Source organism: Agarivorans sp. MS3-6 (genome assembly GCF_054112545.1).
In genome coordinates this window covers 4210973-4230402 of record NZ_CM134202.1, presented here as the reverse complement: position 1 = coordinate 4230402, position 19430 = coordinate 4210973, and the positions used below count along the sequence as shown (strand labels likewise).

Here is a 19430-nt window from a genome sequence, read left to right as displayed (position 1 = left end):
TTTCCTTATTAAGATTGGTAGTTATCTAAAAAACTAGAAGAATCTTTTAAAAACTCAAAAAACCACTGAACAATCACGGTAAATTCGGGGATCAATATTGAGCCCTTCCACCAAGAAGACTCAGGAAAACCAGTAAACGACAGTACAAACAGTAATGCGCTTACCACTAAGGCACCACGTATTGCTCCAAAACAAATCCCCAGCACCCTATCGGTACCAGTGAGTCCTGTGGAGTTAACAAGATGACCAAATAAATAATTAACTAAGGCACCTAATACCAAGGTGGCTATGAAAAGCAGAACAATGGCTACGCCACTGCGATAATAGGGATTTTCGATGAGAGTAAAATAACTGGATAAATCGTGATAAAACTGACTAGCGACAAAGAACGCGGCTACCCAAGAGACTAAAGAAAGCGCCTCTTTGACAAAGCCTCGAACCAAGCTGATTAATGCCGACAATACTATTACGCCGATAATGACGTAGTCTACCCAAGCCATAAATTTTCTACTTGTTGAAAAACGCTGCGAATTCTACCAGAAACAAAAATAAAATGCGTCTAAGTATTTCCCGGCTTATTTGAATAAAGGGTCAAATTGGCGAATCGTGCCGCTCAGCCCGGTGAGTTCTTTTAATTTAGCCTGCTGCTGTTCAAGTGTTTTTTGAGACACATTTGGCCCAACAAACACTCGGTTCAACTCCCCTTCTACCGCAGGCTCGGGGTAAGAATGGGCTTGAAAACCTGCATCTCGCAATTTGGCCACCAAACGGCTGACGTTATCAGCGTTCTTAAAGGTACCGAGTTGCACGATATAGGCCGGTTTATCAAAGTCTATAGTGCGTATCACCCCGGGCTCAAGCTGTTGGTTGCTTGCCGCTTTTTCACCATTATTTGACTCAGATGAGTTGTCCTTTTGGCCCTGTTCGCTAGGCAAGTCAATTAATAGCGGAGGCAGAGAATCAACCTTTGGCGCAAAAGGAATCGCATTAAACTCTTCTTCGATACGATTTTTTTTACCGTCCAGAACATCAGGAATGACGATCACGCCTAATGCGACCAAAATAATCGTGCCCACTAAACGATTTTTAAACTGTGCAGTCAAAAGATACTCTCTGCTATGCTTGAGCTGAAGACAATTTTATCGCTTCTGCTACGGTAAAAAAAGAACCAAATACAATTAACATTGACTGCTCATCTAGATCACTCAATGCTGCATTATAAGCCATATCAACGGTTTCAAACCGCACCACATTAGCCGCTGACGTTAAACAGGCAGCCAATGCTGAGCCATCGTCCCCTCTAGGGCCAGATAAGCCACTGACATACCAATGATCAACCAGCGATAACAGCGGCCTCACTGTTTGCTGCATATCTTTATCATTGAGCATCGCACACAACGCTACAATCTTTCGCCCTTTGGCTAAAAGGGTTAATTGTTTGGCTAAATAATCTGCTGATTGAGGGTTATGAGCAACATCAGCGATAACCAAAGGTTGCTGTGATAAGGTTTGTAAGCGCCCAGCTAACTGCCACTGACTGATTGCGCGCTGAAGTGATGCGATATCAAGATCAAGGCCTAGCTGTTCCAAGGTGGCTATTGCTGTCGCCGCATTACTGAGCGGCAATAAAGGATAAGGTAAATTGTGGTAACTCAATGCCTGGCTGGTATAACTCCAGCTATTAGCTAAACACTCAACGTTATAGTCTATGCCCGCAGCCAATTGCTGACACCGAAGTTGTTGAGCGCACTCTAGTACGCTAGACACGATATTTGTATCACCAATAACCACTTTGCCATTCTGGCGAAAGATACCGGCTTTTTCTCTGCCTATTTGGGCTAAATCATCACCTAACCAGTCAATATGATCGATGGCAACGGTGGTCACTACACTCACGTCAGGTTCAACAATATTGGTCGCATCTAGGCGGCCACCGAGGCCAACTTCCAGAATAACGTAATCGAGACTATATTCAGCAAACAACCAAATAGCGGCTAAAGTGCCAAATTCAAAATAGCTTAGGCTGGTATCTTCGCGTAACGCTTCAATCGCAGTAAAAGAGCGACAAAATTCGCGTTCTTCTGGCAACTGACCATTGATACGAACTCGCTCTCGGTAATCCAAGATATGTGGAGAACTATAAACACCGACTTTATAGCCTTGGGCTAAGAGTATTTGTTCTAATAGTGCACAAGTTGAGCCTTTGCCGTTAGTACCCGCAACGGTAATGACGGTGGCCTTTGAATGACATAACTGCCCGCTACTGGCTACCTTAGCCACTCTTTCAAGCCCTAAATCTATAGCACTATGATGCTGAGTTTCTAAATAACAAAGCCAGTCTGTAAGAGACCGGCTTTGTGCAGGTGTTGACTCTGGCATGTTATTCTTTTTCGTTAGCCGATAGCGCTTTGCCTAAATCTTCGGTAGGTTCCGCAGTTGCTACCAGCACTTCTACTTCAGCCTCAACAATGCCCATCATTTTTGACACCAAGCCAGCAATTCGATCTCGCATATTGCGACGGTCAATGATGATGTCGATAGCGCCTTTTTCTAAAAGAAACTCACTGCGTTGAAAACCTTCAGGTAATTTTTCACGCACGGTTTGCTCAATCACACGCGGGCCAGCAAAACCAATGAGGGCTTTTGGTTCGGCAATATTGATATCACCCAACATAGCAAAACTAGCAGACACCCCACCCATGGTAGGATCGGTTAACACAGAGAAATAAGGTAAGCCTTTTTCGCGCATTCTAGCCAAAGCAGCAGACGTTTTAGCCATTTGCATTAACGAAAACAAGGCTTCTTGCATGCGCGCACCACCACTTGCTGAAAAACAAATAAGCGCACGATCTTCGGCTAAGCACTTATCAACCGCAGCAACAAATCTCGCCCCTACAACTGACCCCATAGAACCGCCCATAAAGGCGAATTCGAAGGCACAAGCAACAACCGGTAAACCTTTCAATTCACCTTTCATTACCACTAAGGCATCTTTTTCACCGGTATTACGCTGTGCAGCAGCGATACGGTCTTTATATTTCTTACTATCTTTAAATTTAAGTTTGTCACGCGGCTCTAAATCACCGGCCAACTCTTCACGGCCATCCTGATCGAGGAAAGCTTCTAAACGGTCACGCGCACCAATCCGCATATGATGGTCACACTTAGGGCAAACATTATGATTACGCTCGACCTCTGCACGGTATAAGGTTTGCTCACATGATGGACACTTAGTCCACACACCTTCTGGAATATTGCGTCGCTTAACAGAAGCACTTTTGCTTTTAGGAAGAATTTTCTCTAACCAACTCATCGGGAACCTTACTTCTCAGTAGGCGTTCATAACGCCGTAATAACAGAATGCATTGAATGGCCGCAATTAAACCACAATTGGCCACACTTTTTTACTTAAAACTGGTCTAACCCTTAATTCTCGTACAGTTTTTTTAACTCGCTGGCAAAAATAGCGGGCCAATAGGCAACTGTGGCAAATTAAATTCGCTAGGGTAATCGACTTGCACTAAATACAAGCCCCCGGCTTTAGCGGTTGCTGCAGCTTGAGAGCGGTCTTTTAGGGCCAGTAGCTCCGCTATCCATTCTACCGGGCGATCTCCTTGGCCAATTTTAATTAAACTGCCCACTATATTTCGCACCATATGATGAAGAAAAGCATTGGCTTTAACATCGACCACTACGTAGTCGTTATAACGCGTTACTGTAAGGTGCTCCATTCGACGGCGAGGGCTGTGACTTTGGCAGTGAAGAGCCCGAAATGAGGTATAGTCTTGCTCACCTAACAAGGCCTTACCTGCTTGCTCCATCAATTCTATATCTAAAGGCTGATGATAGAAACTCAAGCCTTGGCCTAAAATAGCAGGCCGAAAACGGCCGTTATAAATCACATAACGATAGCGACGTGCTGTTGCACTAAAGCGCGCATGAAATTCATCACCCACTGGCTGAGCCCAACGTACTGCAACATTTTTGGGGAGATTAGCGTTTACACCTAAGGTCCACGCTGCCATTTTACGTTCAACTGGCGAGTCAAAGTGGACAACTTGACCGGTAGCATGCACACCGGCATCGGTCCTACCTGCGCACTGAACCTGGATCGGGCAATTGGCCACAATAGATAAACTTGACTCTAACTCTTGCTGAATAGAGCGAACGTCTAACTGACGTTGCCAACCATAATAATCGGCACCATCGTATTCGATGCCTAAAGCGATGCGCATAAAAAACCACTAATAATGTCTGTTGCCGCACATGATAAAAAAATGGCGGTATAAAGTCACCGCTTTATCTTTAGGTGAGCGTTTTACAAGGAAAAGAAATAGTGAAAGGAGCTTGCTGTGGCCACGATTTGACCACAGCAATAACAATTAACTAAAACGAGCTAATAACTCCTCTGCTTCTTGTTTCAGTTTTTGATCGTCACTAACCAACACTTCTTGGAGAATTTTTTTAGCTCCATCTTGGTCGTCGATCTCTAAATAGGCTCTGGCGAGATCCAATTTTGAAGCCAGCTCGGCATTCATATCAACGTCCACAGACTTGCCTTCAGGTAAAATATCTGGGAACGAGTCAAGCTCAACATCTAAGCTGGGTTGGTCGTAAGGGTCGGAATCATCACTAGCCCCTTCGTCGGCTTCATTTAATAACATATCGATATCAACAAACTCTCGCTCTTCTATATCACTTCGCGAAGGAAGGTCATCGGATGCATTAGGTTCGGCTGATTCATTAAATGCATCACTGCCAAAACTGGCAAACATACTGTCAATGTCGTCATCAGTAACGGGGGCTGAATCGTCTTCATTGGCTTTTTCAAGCTCTGCTAGCTCGGCGGTGTCGTCATCTTTCGGTGTTAAATGAAGCTCAGACACATCGGGTTCGGTTGTAGGTTCTTCATTGTCAAGCTGACTAGCAAAATCATCAGCTACCGCACTCGGATCGTCTAACTCGATGCTAGATAAATCAACGACATCGTCATCTAAATCAAAGCTTGCTGACTCATTCTCGTCACTACTAGAGGCACTTTCAATGGTATCTTCAAGTTCTGCAGTGAGGTCTTCAAGGCTACTTTCATCAGCCGATAAACTGTCAAAATCATCGTCTTCTGTTGAATCTGACAAGTCGATATTGTCGAGGTCAAATTTCTCTTGTTGACTGACCTCTGATAACTCAGCTTCCATGTTTTGTTGCTGCTTCAAAGCATCTTCAAATGAAAGCTCATCGGCATCATCAATGTCATCGCTACTGGATACTTCAAACAAGTCTTGTTCATCGTCCATCGACAATGCAGCGGCTAAATCATCGGCACTAATCACCGAGTTAAGATCGTCTTCGACTTGTTCATTACCAGCCGGTTCTGCATCATCTAAAGATGGCACTAAATCATCGGACTCAAAGGCATCTAATGCTGACATCTCACTGTCATCCAATGAGATTTCAGGTATTGAGTCTTCTTGAATAGCGGCAAAATCTTCGAAACTTGCTTCTTCAATCTCGGGCTCTAGATCATCGACGTCATCTTCAAAGCTGTTGGTTTCGGCGAGGGGTTCGTCAAGACTTAGGTCCGGTTCACTGTCGAATTGGTCATTTTCAAATTGCTCATTCAAGTCTGGAGCTTGTTCATCTTCAGGCTCTAGGTTGTCACTAAACAACTGTGAGAATTCATCATTTTCATCGTCCATCAAATTGAGGGTCGATTCTGCCATTTCTTTATCTTGCTCTTCTAGCTCACGCTTCGCCTTACGCCTAAACATCAAAGTAATGACTAGGGCAATAAGCAATAGAGGGATAAAGATTGCTAAACCAATGTTCAATGGCGATGACAAGAAACTAGATAATCCAGAAGCATCTTTATTCATTTCAGATTCTTCTAGCTTTGGTTTTTCCAATAATTGCAATATTTGGGTTTGATTACGTCTGTTTTCGTTGAGCTCATCGCGAATACTGGCCAGTTCATCGCTTAACTCTTGAATACGCATTTTCATTCGATGGTTGACTTCAGCCAGTCCTACCATTTGTTGGCTAGACTCGTCCATCTGCTGTTTTAACACATCAAACTCTTGACGTTTTAACTGCTCTAATTCATCGATTCTCGATTCGAGCCTATCGCGAAGCGTATCTAAATTTTGTTGAGTTTGTTCTAATGCCGCAGCATCAGCAGGTTTAGTCACTGCTTGTGTGGCAGCTGGCGCTACAGCAACCACCGTCGTCGCAGTAGTTGTTGCTGGGGGAGTTGTCGCTACCACCGCCTTTTTCTTCGGTGCAATAGCTGCTACGGCCATCTGATGGCTTACCGACTGAGCTTCATCAAGTGTAGGTAAGGTAAGATAACTGCCATTAATAACCGAGTTTACATTACCGTTATTAAAGGCTTGAGGATTTTTTTGCAAAATCGCATACATCATTTGATATACGCTAACCGAGCGAGAAGGTCTGTTTAAACTAGCAATAGCCCATAACGTGTCGTTACTTCTAACTGGCCCATAGACCTGCTGCTCGGGCTCACCGACCACTTCGTCTGGCCCAACAAGCTCCACATAAAAGGTTCCATTTTCTTGACCAATTGCTGGGTTGAGAGTAGTGAGCGATATAACAGCTGACAACGCAACGAGGGAAATCTTACGCCCCATAGTTTTTCCTTGTGTTCTTCCGTTAGACTGAATAACTTCAATCCGTTGTTATTGTTGTAATATAACCAGCTAACAAATTGCGATCTAGCTAAACTATTAACAGTTTACACGTAGATCGCATTTTATTGCGTTTTTCCTCAGCTAAAGTATCGGCATCTCTCCAATAATCTAAACCGCTAATTCGCTTAAATGTATTGTTTCACTAACGTTTCTGCGATTTTGGCTGCGTTTGCCACTACCCCAGAGAGCGGGTTATTCGCCATCAAGGTCAAATTAACACCACTTTCAGTGTTTGGATTTTGACGTAGTCGACTTAATACCACTGTGTCATTGTTAGCGATATTGCTCACTGGAGTAACCATATCTTGTTCAACCAATTCAAAGGCTGGATGATTACTTAACCACTCTTTAATACTGAGAAGGTCTAAGGAGTATGTCGCATAGAGGTGCAGCGCTAAACTATCGCCATAGAAAACCGGCACATGCTGTGCACTCACATTTATGTTTAACTCAGGACTTTGCAGCATGGCTTTAGATTGCTCTGCTAAATCGGCTTCAAATTTCCCCGTTCCGTGAAGAGACTCTTCTCCTTGCTCGGGCAACAAATTAAACGCTAATTGTTGGCTAAATAATTTGGGCTCTACCGGCAAGCCATTAAGTAATCTAGCCGTCTGTCCTGCAAGTTCATCCACACCGGGCTTACCTTTATTCGCAGCGCTTAGCATGGCGTTCACTTCAACCCGTTCTAGCTCAACGTCTTGCTGAATAATATGCAACAGAAGTGACAACTGGCCAGCTAGACTAATTGGACAATTCAACCAACGCTCGGTTAAACCCTCTGCAATTTGCTCTGGGTTTACCTCTGCATGAACCCAGCTTAGCGCGTTTTCATTAGCATTGACCATGTCAATCACAACACAACCCAACTGGCGAGCCTGCTCAGCGATATCGATGGCTGCTTGTTCAGTTGATAGTAGCCAAGCCACACTCACCTCTGACCAATTAAGCATCGTTGCATCGGCTGAATCAAGGGTTTCGCCTTGCCATTTTAGCCCCCCGCCTAAATCCTCTTGATCATCATCTTGTTCAACAATGTCAATATTAATAGGGAATATCTGAGCTGCCGGAAACTCGCGCTGCTCTAACAAGCTTAAAAGTTGCTGGCTTTGTTCACTCTCAGCGCCAATGATTGCGACATGATGAAACTGTTGCATTATTTGTTCTCTCGAAGGTTGAAACCAAGCTGGCTTAAAGCGGCTTGATTATGTTGGTTGACCACCTGTAACACCTTAAATTCTCGGCGTTGCGGGTAAAATTTTCTTAATTTATCAAAGCCCTGAGGGTTTGAACCGTACAACCTAAATCGTCGGTCGTCGGCAAATATGTCATATACCAGTTGAGTGAGTTTAGTCAGTTGCGCTTCACTTAGCTCACCATTAAGGCTTATTTCAGAGAAGTCAGCCACAGGTAACAATTGCTGGCTAATATCATTGCTGTTAAGCCCCAACGCTTGACACATGGCATGGTAAATCATACTGGTACCACGCATTTTTCCTTCAAGGCTATAGCCGGCAATATGTGGAGTCGCGATAAACGCATACTGAACCAGAGGCTTAACTATCGTCGGCTCGCCTTCCCACACATCTAATATCAGCAGCGGTGCTTTGCCCGACTCGGCCAAGGCTAACAAAGCGTTGTTATCGATCACTTCGCCACGGCAAGCATTAACCAAAATTTGTTCTGCCGACAACTGAGCTAAAGCGGCTTTATCGAATAAATGGTAGGTAGCATGTTCACCACCTTTGGTTGAAGGTACATGTAAACTGATCACATCTGCGGCTAATACTTGCTCGAAACTGACAGAACCGTCACATAAGCCCTGCTTTGCTAAAGGGGGATCGTACAACATAACGTTCATACCTAAAGCGGAGGCCCGCTTGGCCACTTGGCTCCCTGTATTACCCGCACCAACAATGGCGATGCTTTTACCGACTAAACTAGATTGCTGATGTTCAGATGCCGCCAACAATGCGGTTGTGACATATTCCCCCACTGCAACGGCATTACAGCCAGGCGCGCTAGCAAAAGCGATGTGATGGCTGGTGAGGTAGGCTTGGTCGATATGTTCGGTACCAATGGTAGCCGTTCCCACAAACTTTAATTGTTGGGCTTGACCCAATAGCCGAGCGTTCACTTTTGTCACTGAACGCACTAACAAAGCGTCAGCACCCACCAGTTGTTCTGGCGACATCGTTCGGCCATCCACAGCGATAACATCGCCATGTTGGCTTAAGATTTGTTGGGCAAAGGGAATATTTTCGTCTACAACTATTTTCATAGGCTAGGTGATAAAAGCTATGCTGAATTTCAAGGTCGGCAATCTTAACACGGGTAACAAATTCGATAAAAAAAAAGCTGCCTAAAGGCAGCTTTTTTTAAACAAACTTGATTTAGTCTTGGAAACGTTCAATAACCAGCGTGGCATTGGTGCCACCAAAACCAAAGCTGTTAGACATTACGCGGTCCAGTTTAGCCGTTTGGGCTTGGTTAGCCACAATGTTTAAACCTTCCGCTTTTTCATCTAAGTTGTCGATATTAATGCTTGGCGCAACAAAATCATTTTCCATCATCAACAATGAATAAATGGCTTCATGCACACCAGCAGCTCCTAAGGCATGACCCGTCATCGCTTTAGTGGCACTGATTAATGGGCTATTTCCGCCAAATACTTCTTGAATAGCGCCCAATTCTTTAACGTCGCCCACTGGTGTTGAGGTACCGTGAGTGTTCACATAATCGATATCACCCTTCAAACCCTGCATGGCTTGACGCATACAACGAACTGCGCCCTCGCCTGATGGTGCCACCATGTCGTAACCGTCAGAAGTTGCGCCGTAACCTACAATTTCACCATAGATTTTAGCACCGCGAGCTAAGGCATGCTCTAGTTCTTCAACTACAACCATACCGCCGCCGCCAGAGATGACGAAACCATCACGATCAGCATCATAAGTACGTGAGGCAAGTTCTGGGTTATCGTTATACTTGGTAGACAAAGCACCCATAGCGTCAAATTCCATCGCTAAAGTCCAATGCAACTCTTCACCACCACCCGCAAATACAACATCTTGCTTACCCAGTTGGATAAGTTCAAGCGCATGGCCAATACAGTGTGCGCTTGTAGCACAAGCACTACTAATTGAGTAATTGACACCTTTGATTTTAAACGGAGTAGCTAAACACGCAGAGGTAGTGCTCGACATCGTTCTTGGTACCATATAAGGCCCAACACGACGCACACCTTTTGCACGCAAAATATCTGCAGCTTCAACTTGGTTTTTAGACGATGCGCCACCTGAACCAACCACCAAGCCTGTTCGCTCGTTGGATACTAATTCATCGGCAAGGTTTGCATCGTCAATAGCTTGCTGCATTGAAAGATAAGAAAACGCCGCGGCATCACCCATGAAGCGCATTGTTTTGCGGTCGACATGTTCTGCAGGGTTGATTTTGAGATCACCCCACACTTGGCTGCGGAGTTTTAGCTCTGCAAACTCAGGCGAATGGGTAATTCCCGATTTACCTGCTTTAAGGGATGCTAATACTTCTTCTTTATTGTTACCGATACTAGATATAATGCCTAGCCCGGTGATAACTGCTCTTTTCATCAGATGGTCTCACGGGTTGTATTTGCTGCTATGTTACCGATTTTGCAGCCTAATCTGGTCGGATGAGAGTACACGTGTACGCTTAAATTTTCTAGTAAAACTCGAGGTTAAATTTTGTCTTCAACGGATAATGTGAATAATGCCACAACCGCCACCATACATTGGAACCCTGAAGGTACGCCTGTGGCGACCGATTACGACGATGTATATTTCTCAGTGGATAATGGTTTAGCTGAAAGTCGCTATGTATTTATTGAACAAAATCAATTATCTGAAAGATGGCTAAACCATCCAAGCCCTTGCTACACAATAGCTGAAACTGGATTTGGCACCGGCTTAAACTTTCTTGCAACATGGCAGCATTACCAACAGCACTTAGCTGACAACCCCAATTCAGCAGTTAAAAGACTGCACTTTGTTAGTTTTGAAAAACACCCCTTAGCACTAAAAGATCTAAGCCAAGCACTCAAACAGTGGCCCGAATTGGCGGAATATTCAAAACAATTGATTCAATTTTATCCCGCGATTATGACACTCGGGTGTCATCGCATAACTTTTCACTCGCCACTACCTATAACACTCGACCTATGGATTGGTGATGTGCATGAAAATATGCCTGAAGTTCCAAATACTCGAAGCGGCTTGGTAGATAGCTGGTTCCTTGATGGCTTTGCCCCCAGTAAAAACCCCGACATGTGGTCACAACAACTGTTCGACGGTATGGCAAAACTATCAGCCGCCAATGCCAGTGTAGCCACTTTCACTGCTGCAGGCTTTGTTCGAAGGGGATTAATCAGCGCAGGATTTGCAGCCAAAAGAGCCAAGGGCTTTGGCCGAAAACGCGAAATGTTAGTGGGTCAATTTATAGGGCCGAAGCAACCGGCAGAGTTACATCAACGTTTATATCATCGAGTGGCGATAAGACCCGGTGAAAGTGTTGCTATTATCGGGGCTGGAATTGCCGGTGCTAGCCTCGCTTATGCACTGGTTAAGCGCGGTATAAAGGTCACCATATACGATCAAGCTTGCGCCGCTGCGGCCGAGGCATCGGGCAATAAACAAGGGGCGGTTTATCCCCTTCTTAGCCCAAACCAACCCAATGTTAGCGAGTTTTTTCAACATGCTTTTAATTACCACCGCCATCTTGCTGACCAATTAGAACAACAAGGCTATCCGCTAGATCAGCAACGCTGTGGCTTACTGCAGCTAAGTTACAATCAAAAAGCGGCGCAAAAAAATCAAAACATACTGGATGCAGCCTACCCAGTAGAACTGGTGCACTTAGTCAGCAGCAAACAAGCCAGCTCACTGGCGGGGGTAAGCTTAAGCAATGAGGCCCTGTATTACCCTCTCGCTGGTTGGGTCAACCCCAAACAGCTTGTAAATACTTTACTCAAGGTCGCCAGCCTTAGCGGCTTACTTGACATCCAGTATCAACAGCAGTTAGTTGCTATGAATACTACTGAACATCATGTAGAGCTAACCTTTAAAGAGGGTCTTCAGCAACACGACAACGTGGTTTTCTGTCAATCACATTCGCTACTAGAACTCGAGCAAGCTAAGCATTTACCGCTAACGCCGGTGCGTGGACAAGTCAGCCATATAGACAGTAACCCGAAAATAGGCGCGCTAACAAAAGTGCTCTGTTATGAAGGGTACTTAACCCCTGCAAGTCAACAACAACACTGTATTGGAGCTAGTTACGTAAGAAATGGGGTCAGTAAAATAATGGATGAGCAAGAAGGGTTAGACAATCTACAATCCTTACAAAACTGCCAAGCTCAAGCTTGGAATCAACAACTCAGTTTTGCCAAAGTGGCAGGCCGAGTTGCGATCCGTTGTGCCGTAAGAGACCATTTCCCTTTGTTGGGAGCACTGCCTGACATTGAAAACATTTATGCCCCACAGTATTTACAGCAATGGCAACAGCAAACACCGCCCTATTATGAGCGTTGCTTTATTGCCGTAGGCTTTGGCTCGCGCGGTATCTGCAGCGCGCCGTTTGCAACCGAACTATTGGCAGCTCAGCTTTGCGGAGAAGCAATCCCGCTAAAACAATCTAGCTTAGACAGCTTACATCCGCATCGATTTTGGAACCGACGATTGATCAAAAACCGCCCCTTAGAGTTAAGGTACCGTTAAGCCTAGTGAGCGACCATAACGAGTTTTACGCTGGTAAGTGCGTATTTTTTGCTGCGCATTCGCCAAGGCAGCGCGCCCTTTGGCATTAATTAGAGCTTCCAGCTTTTCACATTCAGGGGCATTCAAGCCCCTAGTCTGCTGCACAAACCTGCCAGCGCTTTGCTCAATAAGGCGGGTAATTTGTTGGTGATATTGCTGAGCGGCAGCAATGTAAGAGATCCAAGACTGCTGAGCGCCAAACTCAGCCTTGCTTTGGCTTATCCAGCGCGGCATGATTAAATCAGCCGTCAATTCTAAATCTGGTTCTAAGGCTTCGCAACGCTGATCCCTCACTTGAACTCTTGCTGTCCAAGTGAAGCTATATTCAGCTGCGATGCTGTATCGGCGCCCTTGCTTTTCGGGACCTTGATTATTTATTTGAGCCCTAAGTTGGCCCATATCATGAGCACCCACATCATAATACTCAATTCGACTTTGTACTGACGCCGCTTGGCCAATGGTCGAAAACAACACGCAAACAAGCATTATTCCGTGTTTAGTCCATTTACCTGGTTTCACATTCGACCCTCTGAATAATCCATTTCCGTTTTCAGCTAGCTTGAGCTAGGTTTATTATATACTGAATTGTAATTTGATTTCGCAGTTTGCGGATAACGTAATCTGCAATGAACTTTAACGAATAATCAATGACTTCTCGACTAAACTTACCTTTATGGTTAATAACAAAACTGTTTTTGTGAATTACCTCAAAGCGCCGTAGACGAAAAGTGATTATTTTTTATTAACTCTTAGCATCACAGCGGTTTACCTTCATACTATGCACTCTACAAGGAGAGTTACTAGTAAATTATGCCCTTACCGATTCTAATATGCGATGACTCTAATCTCGCAAGAAAACAAATGGCACGAAGCCTCCCTCCGGGATGGGACGTGGAGATAAGCTTTGCTGAGAATGGTCAGGAAGGTCTAGCTTTGATCCGAGAAGGCAAAGGGGATGTGGTTTTTCTTGATTTAAACATGCCCGTTATGGACGGCTACGAGGTACTTGAACAAGTACAAAGTAACGACCTTCCGGCACTTGTCATTGTCGTGTCTGGTGATATCCAACCTGAAGCTCACGCGCGAGTTAAACAACTGGGCGCTTTAGATTTTATTAAAAAGCCAACCAATAAAGCAAAAATCGGCGAAATTTTGGTTGCTTATGGCATCGTAGAGTCACAGCAATTACTCGAACTCGAGAATGATTTAGCCGCTCTCGATAAAATGCCTGCACCAGTCAACGATACGCTTAGCCCTAAAATTGTCGATTATCGAGACCATTATCAAGAAATCGCTAACGTTGCTATGGGTAGAGCGGCAGATTTACTGGCGCGTTTACTAGATACGTTTATCGTGTTGCCCATCCCTAATGTAAATATCCTTGAAACCAGTGAATTACATATGGCACTGAGTTCAGTCGAAGAAAACGAACAAATGTCTGCGGTTTGCCAAGGTTTTATCGGTTCAGGGATCGCCGGCGAAGCCCTATTACTTTTCCATGACTCTAGCTTTAGCGATATGTCTAAGCTAATGAACTATCAAGGTGAACTAGACGATAACGGTCAGTTAGAAGTATTAATGGATATTGCCAATATTCTGATAGGGGCTTGTTTGAAGGGCGTCTCTGACCAACTTGATCTTTCATTCTCTCAAGGGCATCCCGTTGTTTTAGGGCAACACTGTAACATTGGCGACTTAATCAATAATAATACCCATCGTTGGCAGAAAACCTTAGCAATTGAAATCAACTACACTATCGAAAAGCACAATATTCAATGTGATTTATTGCTGTTGATTACCGAAGATTCTTTGCCAACACTTAATAATAAAATTTCTTACTTATTTGAGCATCATGAGCCAACACCAAAATGAAATGAATGAGTTCCACTGGATGCTAGACATGATACAAACTATCGATGTCGGTTTAGTGGTGCTAGATAAAAACTATCAGGTTCAAGTTTGGAACAATTTCATGGAAGCGCATAGCGGCTTGCGACCTGACCAAGCTCAAGGTAAAGGCTTGTTTACCTTATTCCCCAACTTACCTGAAGACTGGCTGAGACATAAGATTGATTCGGTTTTTTTCTTAAAGAATCGAGCCTTTACTACTTGGGAGCAACGCCCCCATGTATTCCCATTTAAAAACTACCGCCCTATTACAGGCACGGTAGATTTTATGTATCAAAATATCACTATTATACCGCTTACCTCATTAACCGGTATTGTCACTCATATTAGTTTAATCATTTATGATGTTACCGATAACGCGGTTAACAAACTCGAAGCGATAAAAGTCAACGAAGAGCTAAAAGTTCTGAGCCGCACCGACAAGCTAACTCAGCTTTATAACCGAGGCTACTGGCAAGATCGGTTAGAGCAAGAATTTAATCGCTCGGTACGTAATACCAGAGCAAGCTCTTTAGTGATGTTCGATATTGACCACTTTAAAAAAGTCAATGATACCTATGGCCACCCTGCCGGAGATGTCATTATTTCTTTAGTGGGCGATACCTTACGCAAGGTGATGCGTAAAACTGACATCGCTGGACGCTACGGCGGTGAGGAGTTCGGGGTTATTCTCACAGATACAGATTCTCAACATGCCAGCATATTTTGCGAGCGCTTGCGAGTCAGTATTGAGCAACTTAAACCGGTAATCGACGGTGTTGAAATCCCCTTCACTATTAGTTTAGGCAGCGCAGAACTAAACGAGCAAACGGCCAGTGCCAAAGAGTGGTTAGCTAAAACAGATCAAGCGCTATATAAAAGTAAGCATAATGGACGTAATCAAACCAGTTTATACCAACCCTAATAATGCGTTGGCTCTATAGGGGGGCTAAAATAGAGCCTATATAGGCAGGGTATTAAGCTGAGAAGTGACTCGAACATCTACACATGTATCGCGTGTTGAATTTTGTGCCAGAGAAGAGTCACTCACCTTCATTTGGATTGTTTCTGTTTAAATCAGCTGCTGATAAAGTAACTCAAATTGCGGTAACACTGCGTCTGCCGAAAAGCGCTGCTTTATCGTTCGCTTTGCTTGCCGCGCAATGGCAGCCTGCATAGATCTATCTTGATGCCAATCAACGATACAGGCTTGCCAGCAATCAAGATTAAAACCACTAAATAAAAAGCCATTAACTTGGTGCTCAATTAGCCGGCTCAGCCCCCCAACATTAGTCGCGATTACTGGGATACCTCTGCCCATCGCTTCTAAAGCCGCCATAGGTAAGCCTTCATTACGCGACGGCATACACAATAAGTCTATGTTTCGCCAATGTAATTCCATGCTATTTTTTTGCCCATGGAATACCAAATTGTTAAGCGCGAGGACATCTTCTTTGGGTCGCATCTCGCCTTCACCAAACACCACAAAATCAAACTGTGGTAAGCGCTTAGCTAACTGATAAAATCGGTCAGGCCCCTTAACTGCTGTTAACCTTCCGACAAAAGCAATGGTAGGTTTCTCTCGCTTAGACAACTGGCATACTGCACTCGCAGGAACATCAATAAAGTTATCGATAACCTTACTAGGCGCGCCAATCCTATTCGCGATATCTGTACTTATCGCGACCCGTTTATGCGACAGTAACGCGCTATAACGGTCTATAAAATCATAAAGTGCCATTCGCCCTTTGCTTATCTCACCCGCATGAAAACTAGACACCAATTTTAAGGGTTTAATTAATCTAAGCATTCTACTAATGATGCTCGCTTTATAGCCATGGCTATGAATTAAACATGGTGGATAGTCGTTCATAGCATGCATGATTGAACCGATGCTTCCATCTAACATCACCCAAGCAATGTGATGTTGGTTTAACAATTCTATCATTGGGTGCTGTACTTGGTACGACTGCCAAAAAACCACAGACACAGAGTGATCTCTTTTCGCTAAAGCCAGAGCCAAATTGGCAACATGGGTTTCTATCCCCCCAACCGCTTGCGAGTCTATAAAAAGCCAAATGCACTGCGGCTTTGGGAGGGCAACACTGGTGGTATATGGACGCATAAATCTGTTCTCAATTTAAAAACTAAAGGTCAACGCCTGCAAGTTACTACCGTTCAGATCGAGCGTTTGTCTAGTGCTGCTCATATCTCCGGATGAAACCTGCCATACCTCTGCAACCAAATAGGAGGCATGAGCGGGTAAGCTAAAATACACGTCTGACTGCGTTTGGCTTATCTGGCCACGCCACAAACAAGAGTCATAATCCACCGCGTTCTGTTCAGCATTTTTCCACTGAGTACAGATATTTAGGTAGGCTCTTTCAGAAGCTTGATAAGGATAATAAACCGTAAGTTGTATCTCTTGTTGATTAGAAAAGGTAAAGCTTTCTGCGACTTGAAGCTCTTCCAGTCGAGTGACCACTGGCTCTGGGCTCGGCGCTACAACGATCTCTTCAATCGGCGGTGTATCTGGCACAGGGTTTGATTCGGTACTATCAATTATTTCTGCCGCACCGCTGCCACCGCCACCACAGGCCAATAACAATGAACAACTGGTCATAAGTGCAATACAACATGCTGTTTTCTTAATCGGATTTATTAGATTCTTGTTCATGGTTTTAGTCCTGTTCTTGGTAGATTAAATCGCTACGAGCGTTTTCTAATAGATACCATTGGCTATTTTCTTGGCCTTCACTTTGCGCATATTCCAAAAACAGCGGATAGGCATCACCAATGCTGATTCGTTCAAAAGGATACTGCCAGTTGTAAGGCACTATGATTGCCCAAGGTAAGCCATTTTCATTTTGGTAGTAACTGCTCGCCGACGGGTTGGAGACATCATCAAAGCTGCCCCACAAGCTATCGCTAGCCATAGCTGTAGGCAGTTGATTCTTAACGTGGATTTCTAAGCCACGACCCGGAGAGCTTGCAAAATAAGGCGCTCGACTATGCTCGGTAGCATAAATAAAGGGATCAAAAGGAGCACTGGGTAATGAGCTTGAAGCTAGCCCCTCCAACATCGGTAACAGTACTTTAAAATGTAATTGACCAACGCCACGACAATCTGCTTGCGTTTTATAAAAATCACATTGGTTTTGATCATTAATATAGTCACGTACATCACTAGCAATAATGGCGGTTATATCGCTAGTATTCGCGTCTAGCACACTACTTGGCTGCAACTCGCCGTTGATTTCATAACGAATGGCGGCGCTGTCTACCAAAGATTTATCAATACCTGGTATGCGTATAGCAAAGCCATTATGGAAGCTAGCCCCCACCGCTCTTACTTCGCCTTGTAACTCAATACGCGCGACATCGCCATTGCTAAAGCTGAGTACTTTGGTTTGCAAATTAACCACTAAGTCGTTGAGGTCGTAATCGCCAGCTGCTGGCCAATTGTCTTCAAACGCTACGGTGGCATAACCATCGGCACTGGGGTAATAACTCACTTGCGTTGCCGAGTCACCTACATATATCTGAACATCTTCCACTTCACCGTCAGGTGCACCGCCCGTTGCGGCATTGCCACCCGCCGAGCTAATTCGAAAACGCGCCCAACGGTCTCCACTTTCGTAGCCTTCAGGCACCGTCACTAACAATGATTGAACCCCAGCGACGACGGCTTGGTCAGTGATAAGCTGTTCGTCTAGATCAAATACACCGTTACCGTTTAGGTCAATCCAGGCGCTTAAGTAACCGCTGGCCGAGCTATCAACTTGAATCACAAAGTCTAAGCCTACTTGCACATCAGTCACAAAAGCTATGCCATCTTCATCATCAAATAGCCGCGAGCTGTCATCACTTTTGGGGTAAACATAAGCATCAGCTTCACCATCGACGTAGCTGCCTAAGCGAATGCCACCTTCCACCAATTGATGCCTCGCTCCATTGCTGGCTAAAGACGTGCCAAAACTATCGGGGGCATCACCAAAATCAATCGTGGCATCGTCGACAGCTACAATCGGTGCAATGGCACAACGCGCGCCATCGTTATTGCTTGAAGCTGGCCCCTGAGCATACAGTTCAGCCGTGGGCTGGGCTTGAGCAATATCAATTTGAAATACTAGCCCATCGTTATTACGGCTTATATACAAGTTACCGTCTACATCGAAATATACGGCGCCAAAGGTGCCGGTTTGCCCTACATTGGCTAAGTTTTCACTGGCCCCTGTACTGGGATTCACTTTCCATAATATGCCTCGGTTATCTACGCTATATAACATCCCATTATCTGGATGGAACGCCATGTCGAAGATGCGTAGATTTAAAGTACTACCATCAACCACCCTCTCCATTTGAAGATAATCAGGAGCACCTTCATCAAGCGGAACACGATATAAGCCACGCGAAGAGCCACTGCTATAGAGATAGTGGGCATTATTGTCTACTGCCACATCACCCACATAGAAGTTCACATTGCTATCAATGCCATTCCAGTTTAATGCTAAGGGCTCTACTTGGTAGTCGTTACCGATTCTTGCCAAGGTTCCATGCTGATAACTCCAGGCATATAAGTAGTCATCATGTAGGTTAAAACCAATAGCATTTAGCTTACCGCTGGTGCCCATATCGGTAGATAATGTTTGATAAAAACCAGTGGCGAGGTTTACACCAAATAACTGAGCGACATTTTGTTGAACTAAAAATGCTTGAGTGGGGCAACTTGAAAATGCAGCACCGTAACTACTCAACGGCGAGCAGATAACGGCAAAAGCCAGTGGTTTCCATAGTTTCATAATCAATCCTATCGTTTAGGGGACAGTGCCAATTACTCCTACTCAGCAAAAGCTAGGCCAAAAATATAACCATATGATTTTTATGAACTATTAGATAGGTAAAGAATGAAATAAGCGCCCATTCGCAAGTTGCAAATAGGTGATGACACAGTGAGGTATTCTCGAAAAGAGCAAGGCTTAAAGTAAAAACCAGCCATACTCATCAGCCTAACGCTAACCATGTTAGACCTACAAAAAAGCCCTATTAA

At 44.5% G+C, this 19430-nt stretch carries 16 protein-coding genes; 3 read left to right on the top strand and 13 right to left on the bottom strand.

Annotated features, from left to right (window positions below; genetic code table 11):
- Positions 1 to 8: 8 nt before the first annotated feature.
- From ACVFI8_RS19510 to fabB, 9 genes are all read right to left on the bottom strand, one after another.
- A complete protein-coding gene (locus tag ACVFI8_RS19510) occupies positions 9 to 500 on the bottom strand; it encodes a CvpA family protein (protein WP_248711928.1) in 492 nt (163 codons plus the stop codon).
- 75 nt (positions 501 to 575) lie between these two features.
- The gene (locus ACVFI8_RS19505; protein WP_457872401.1) at positions 576 to 1103 is read right to left on the bottom strand and encodes an SPOR domain-containing protein; all 528 of its coding nucleotides are present in this window, start codon (positions 1101 to 1103) and stop codon (positions 576 to 578) included.
- Between the two features lie 13 nt (positions 1104 to 1116).
- Entirely contained in the window at positions 1117 to 2379 is a 1263-nt protein-coding gene (folC, locus tag ACVFI8_RS19500) for a bifunctional tetrahydrofolate synthase/dihydrofolate synthase (RefSeq protein ID WP_457872400.1), read from the bottom strand.
- Position 2380: 1 nt separating this feature from the next.
- Complete coding sequence (gene accD, locus ACVFI8_RS19495) at positions 2381 to 3313, bottom strand: acetyl-CoA carboxylase, carboxyltransferase subunit beta (protein WP_248711931.1); 933 nt, start codon at positions 3311 to 3313, stop codon at positions 2381 to 2383.
- 133 nt (positions 3314 to 3446) lie between these two features.
- The gene (truA, locus tag ACVFI8_RS19490) at positions 3447 to 4235 is read right to left on the bottom strand and encodes a tRNA pseudouridine(38-40) synthase TruA (RefSeq protein ID WP_248711932.1); all 789 of its coding nucleotides are present in this window, start codon (positions 4233 to 4235) and stop codon (positions 3447 to 3449) included.
- Between the two features lie 147 nt (positions 4236 to 4382).
- On the bottom strand, positions 4383 to 6644 hold the full coding sequence (locus ACVFI8_RS19485) for a FimV/HubP family polar landmark protein (protein WP_457872398.1): 2262 nt from the start codon (positions 6642 to 6644) through the stop codon (positions 4383 to 4385).
- A 185-nt stretch (positions 6645 to 6829) separates the two neighbouring features.
- Entirely contained in the window at positions 6830 to 7858 is a 1029-nt protein-coding gene (locus ACVFI8_RS19480; RefSeq protein ID WP_457872397.1) for an Asd/ArgC dimerization domain-containing protein, read from the bottom strand.
- On the bottom strand, positions 7858 to 8982 hold the full coding sequence (locus ACVFI8_RS19475) for a 4-phosphoerythronate dehydrogenase (protein WP_457872396.1): 1125 nt from the start codon (positions 8980 to 8982) through the stop codon (positions 7858 to 7860). The genes ACVFI8_RS19480 and ACVFI8_RS19475 overlap by 1 nt, the downstream gene beginning before the upstream one ends.
- Before the next feature lie 112 nt (positions 8983 to 9094).
- Positions 9095 to 10312, bottom strand: a complete 1218-nt coding sequence (gene fabB, locus ACVFI8_RS19470; RefSeq protein ID WP_248711936.1) for a beta-ketoacyl-ACP synthase I — start codon at positions 10310 to 10312, stop codon at positions 9095 to 9097.
- Between the two features lie 114 nt (positions 10313 to 10426).
- Between fabB and mnmC the strand changes: the two genes are divergently transcribed.
- Positions 10427 to 12454: a bifunctional tRNA (5-methylaminomethyl-2-thiouridine)(34)-methyltransferase MnmD/FAD-dependent 5-carboxymethylaminomethyl-2-thiouridine(34) oxidoreductase MnmC gene (gene mnmC, locus ACVFI8_RS19465; RefSeq protein WP_457872395.1), complete on the top strand. Its 2028-nt coding sequence runs from the start codon at positions 10427 to 10429 to the stop codon at positions 12452 to 12454.
- Here the strand turns inward: mnmC and ACVFI8_RS19460 are convergent.
- Entirely contained in the window at positions 12440 to 13012 is a 573-nt protein-coding gene (locus ACVFI8_RS19460; protein WP_248711938.1) for a DUF922 domain-containing protein, read from the bottom strand. The two genes, mnmC and ACVFI8_RS19460, sit on opposite strands and share 15 nt — an antisense overlap.
- 291 nt (positions 13013 to 13303) lie before the next feature.
- Here ACVFI8_RS19460 and ACVFI8_RS19455 point away from each other — a divergent pair, with 291 nt between their 5' ends.
- Positions 13304 to 14365, top strand: coding sequence for a response regulator (locus tag ACVFI8_RS19455; protein ID WP_248711939.1), 1062 nt, complete (start codon positions 13304 to 13306; stop codon positions 14363 to 14365).
- Positions 14346 to 15305 carry a GGDEF domain-containing protein gene (locus ACVFI8_RS19450; RefSeq protein ID WP_248711940.1) on the top strand — a complete coding sequence of 320 codons (960 nt, stop codon included), beginning with the start codon at positions 14346 to 14348 and terminating at the stop codon, positions 15303 to 15305. The genes ACVFI8_RS19455 and ACVFI8_RS19450 overlap by 20 nt, the downstream gene beginning before the upstream one ends.
- 147 nt (positions 15306 to 15452) lie before the next feature.
- Here the strand turns inward: ACVFI8_RS19450 and ACVFI8_RS19445 are convergent, their stop codons facing one another.
- From ACVFI8_RS19445 to ACVFI8_RS19435, 3 genes are read right to left on the bottom strand one after another with little or no spacing between them, the layout of a single operon-like run.
- Positions 15453 to 16505: a glycosyltransferase family 4 protein gene (locus tag ACVFI8_RS19445; protein ID WP_457872394.1), complete on the bottom strand. Its 1053-nt coding sequence runs from the start codon at positions 16503 to 16505 to the stop codon at positions 15453 to 15455.
- 15 nt (positions 16506 to 16520) lie between these two features.
- Positions 16521 to 17057, bottom strand: a complete 537-nt coding sequence (locus ACVFI8_RS19440) for a hypothetical protein (RefSeq protein ID WP_457872393.1) — start codon at positions 17055 to 17057, stop codon at positions 16521 to 16523.
- Between the two features lie 4 nt (positions 17058 to 17061).
- Positions 17062 to 19182, bottom strand: coding sequence for an LruC domain-containing protein (locus tag ACVFI8_RS19435; protein ID WP_248711943.1), 2121 nt, complete (start codon positions 19180 to 19182; stop codon positions 17062 to 17064).
- Positions 19183 to 19430: the final 248 nt, after the last annotated feature.

Coding starts and splice junctions, on each gene's coding strand:
- ACVFI8_RS19510 (WP_248711928.1), bottom strand. CDS start 500: ATGGCTTGGGTAGACTACGTCATTATCGGCGTAATAGTATTGTCGGCA.
- folC (WP_457872400.1), bottom strand. CDS start 2,379: ATGCCAGAGTCAACACCTGCACAAAGCCGGTCTCTTACAGACTGGCTT.
- accD (WP_248711931.1), bottom strand. CDS start 3,313: ATGAGTTGGTTAGAGAAAATTCTTCCTAAAAGCAAAAGTGCTTCTGTT.
- truA (WP_248711932.1), bottom strand. CDS start 4,235: ATGCGCATCGCTTTAGGCATCGAATACGATGGTGCCGATTATTATGGT.
- ACVFI8_RS19485 (WP_457872398.1), bottom strand. CDS start 6,644: ATGGGGCGTAAGATTTCCCTCGTTGCGTTGTCAGCTGTTATATCGCTC.
- ACVFI8_RS19480 (WP_457872397.1), bottom strand. CDS start 7,858: ATGCAACAGTTTCATCATGTCGCAATCATTGGCGCTGAGAGTGAACAA.
- ACVFI8_RS19475 (WP_457872396.1), bottom strand. CDS start 8,982: ATGAAAATAGTTGTAGACGAAAATATTCCCTTTGCCCAACAAATCTTA.
- fabB (WP_248711936.1), bottom strand. CDS start 10,312: ATGAAAAGAGCAGTTATCACCGGGCTAGGCATTATATCTAGTATCGGT.
- ACVFI8_RS19455 (WP_248711939.1), top strand. CDS start 13,304: ATGCCCTTACCGATTCTAATATGCGATGACTCTAATCTCGCAAGAAAA.
- ACVFI8_RS19450 (WP_248711940.1), top strand. CDS start 14,346: ATGAGCCAACACCAAAATGAAATGAATGAGTTCCACTGGATGCTAGAC.
- ACVFI8_RS19445 (WP_457872394.1), bottom strand. CDS start 16,505: ATGCGTCCATATACCACCAGTGTTGCCCTCCCAAAGCCGCAGTGCATT.
- ACVFI8_RS19440 (WP_457872393.1), bottom strand. CDS start 17,057: ATGAACAAGAATCTAATAAATCCGATTAAGAAAACAGCATGTTGTATT.
- ACVFI8_RS19435 (WP_248711943.1), bottom strand. CDS start 19,182: ATGAAACTATGGAAACCACTGGCTTTTGCCGTTATCTGCTCGCCGTTG.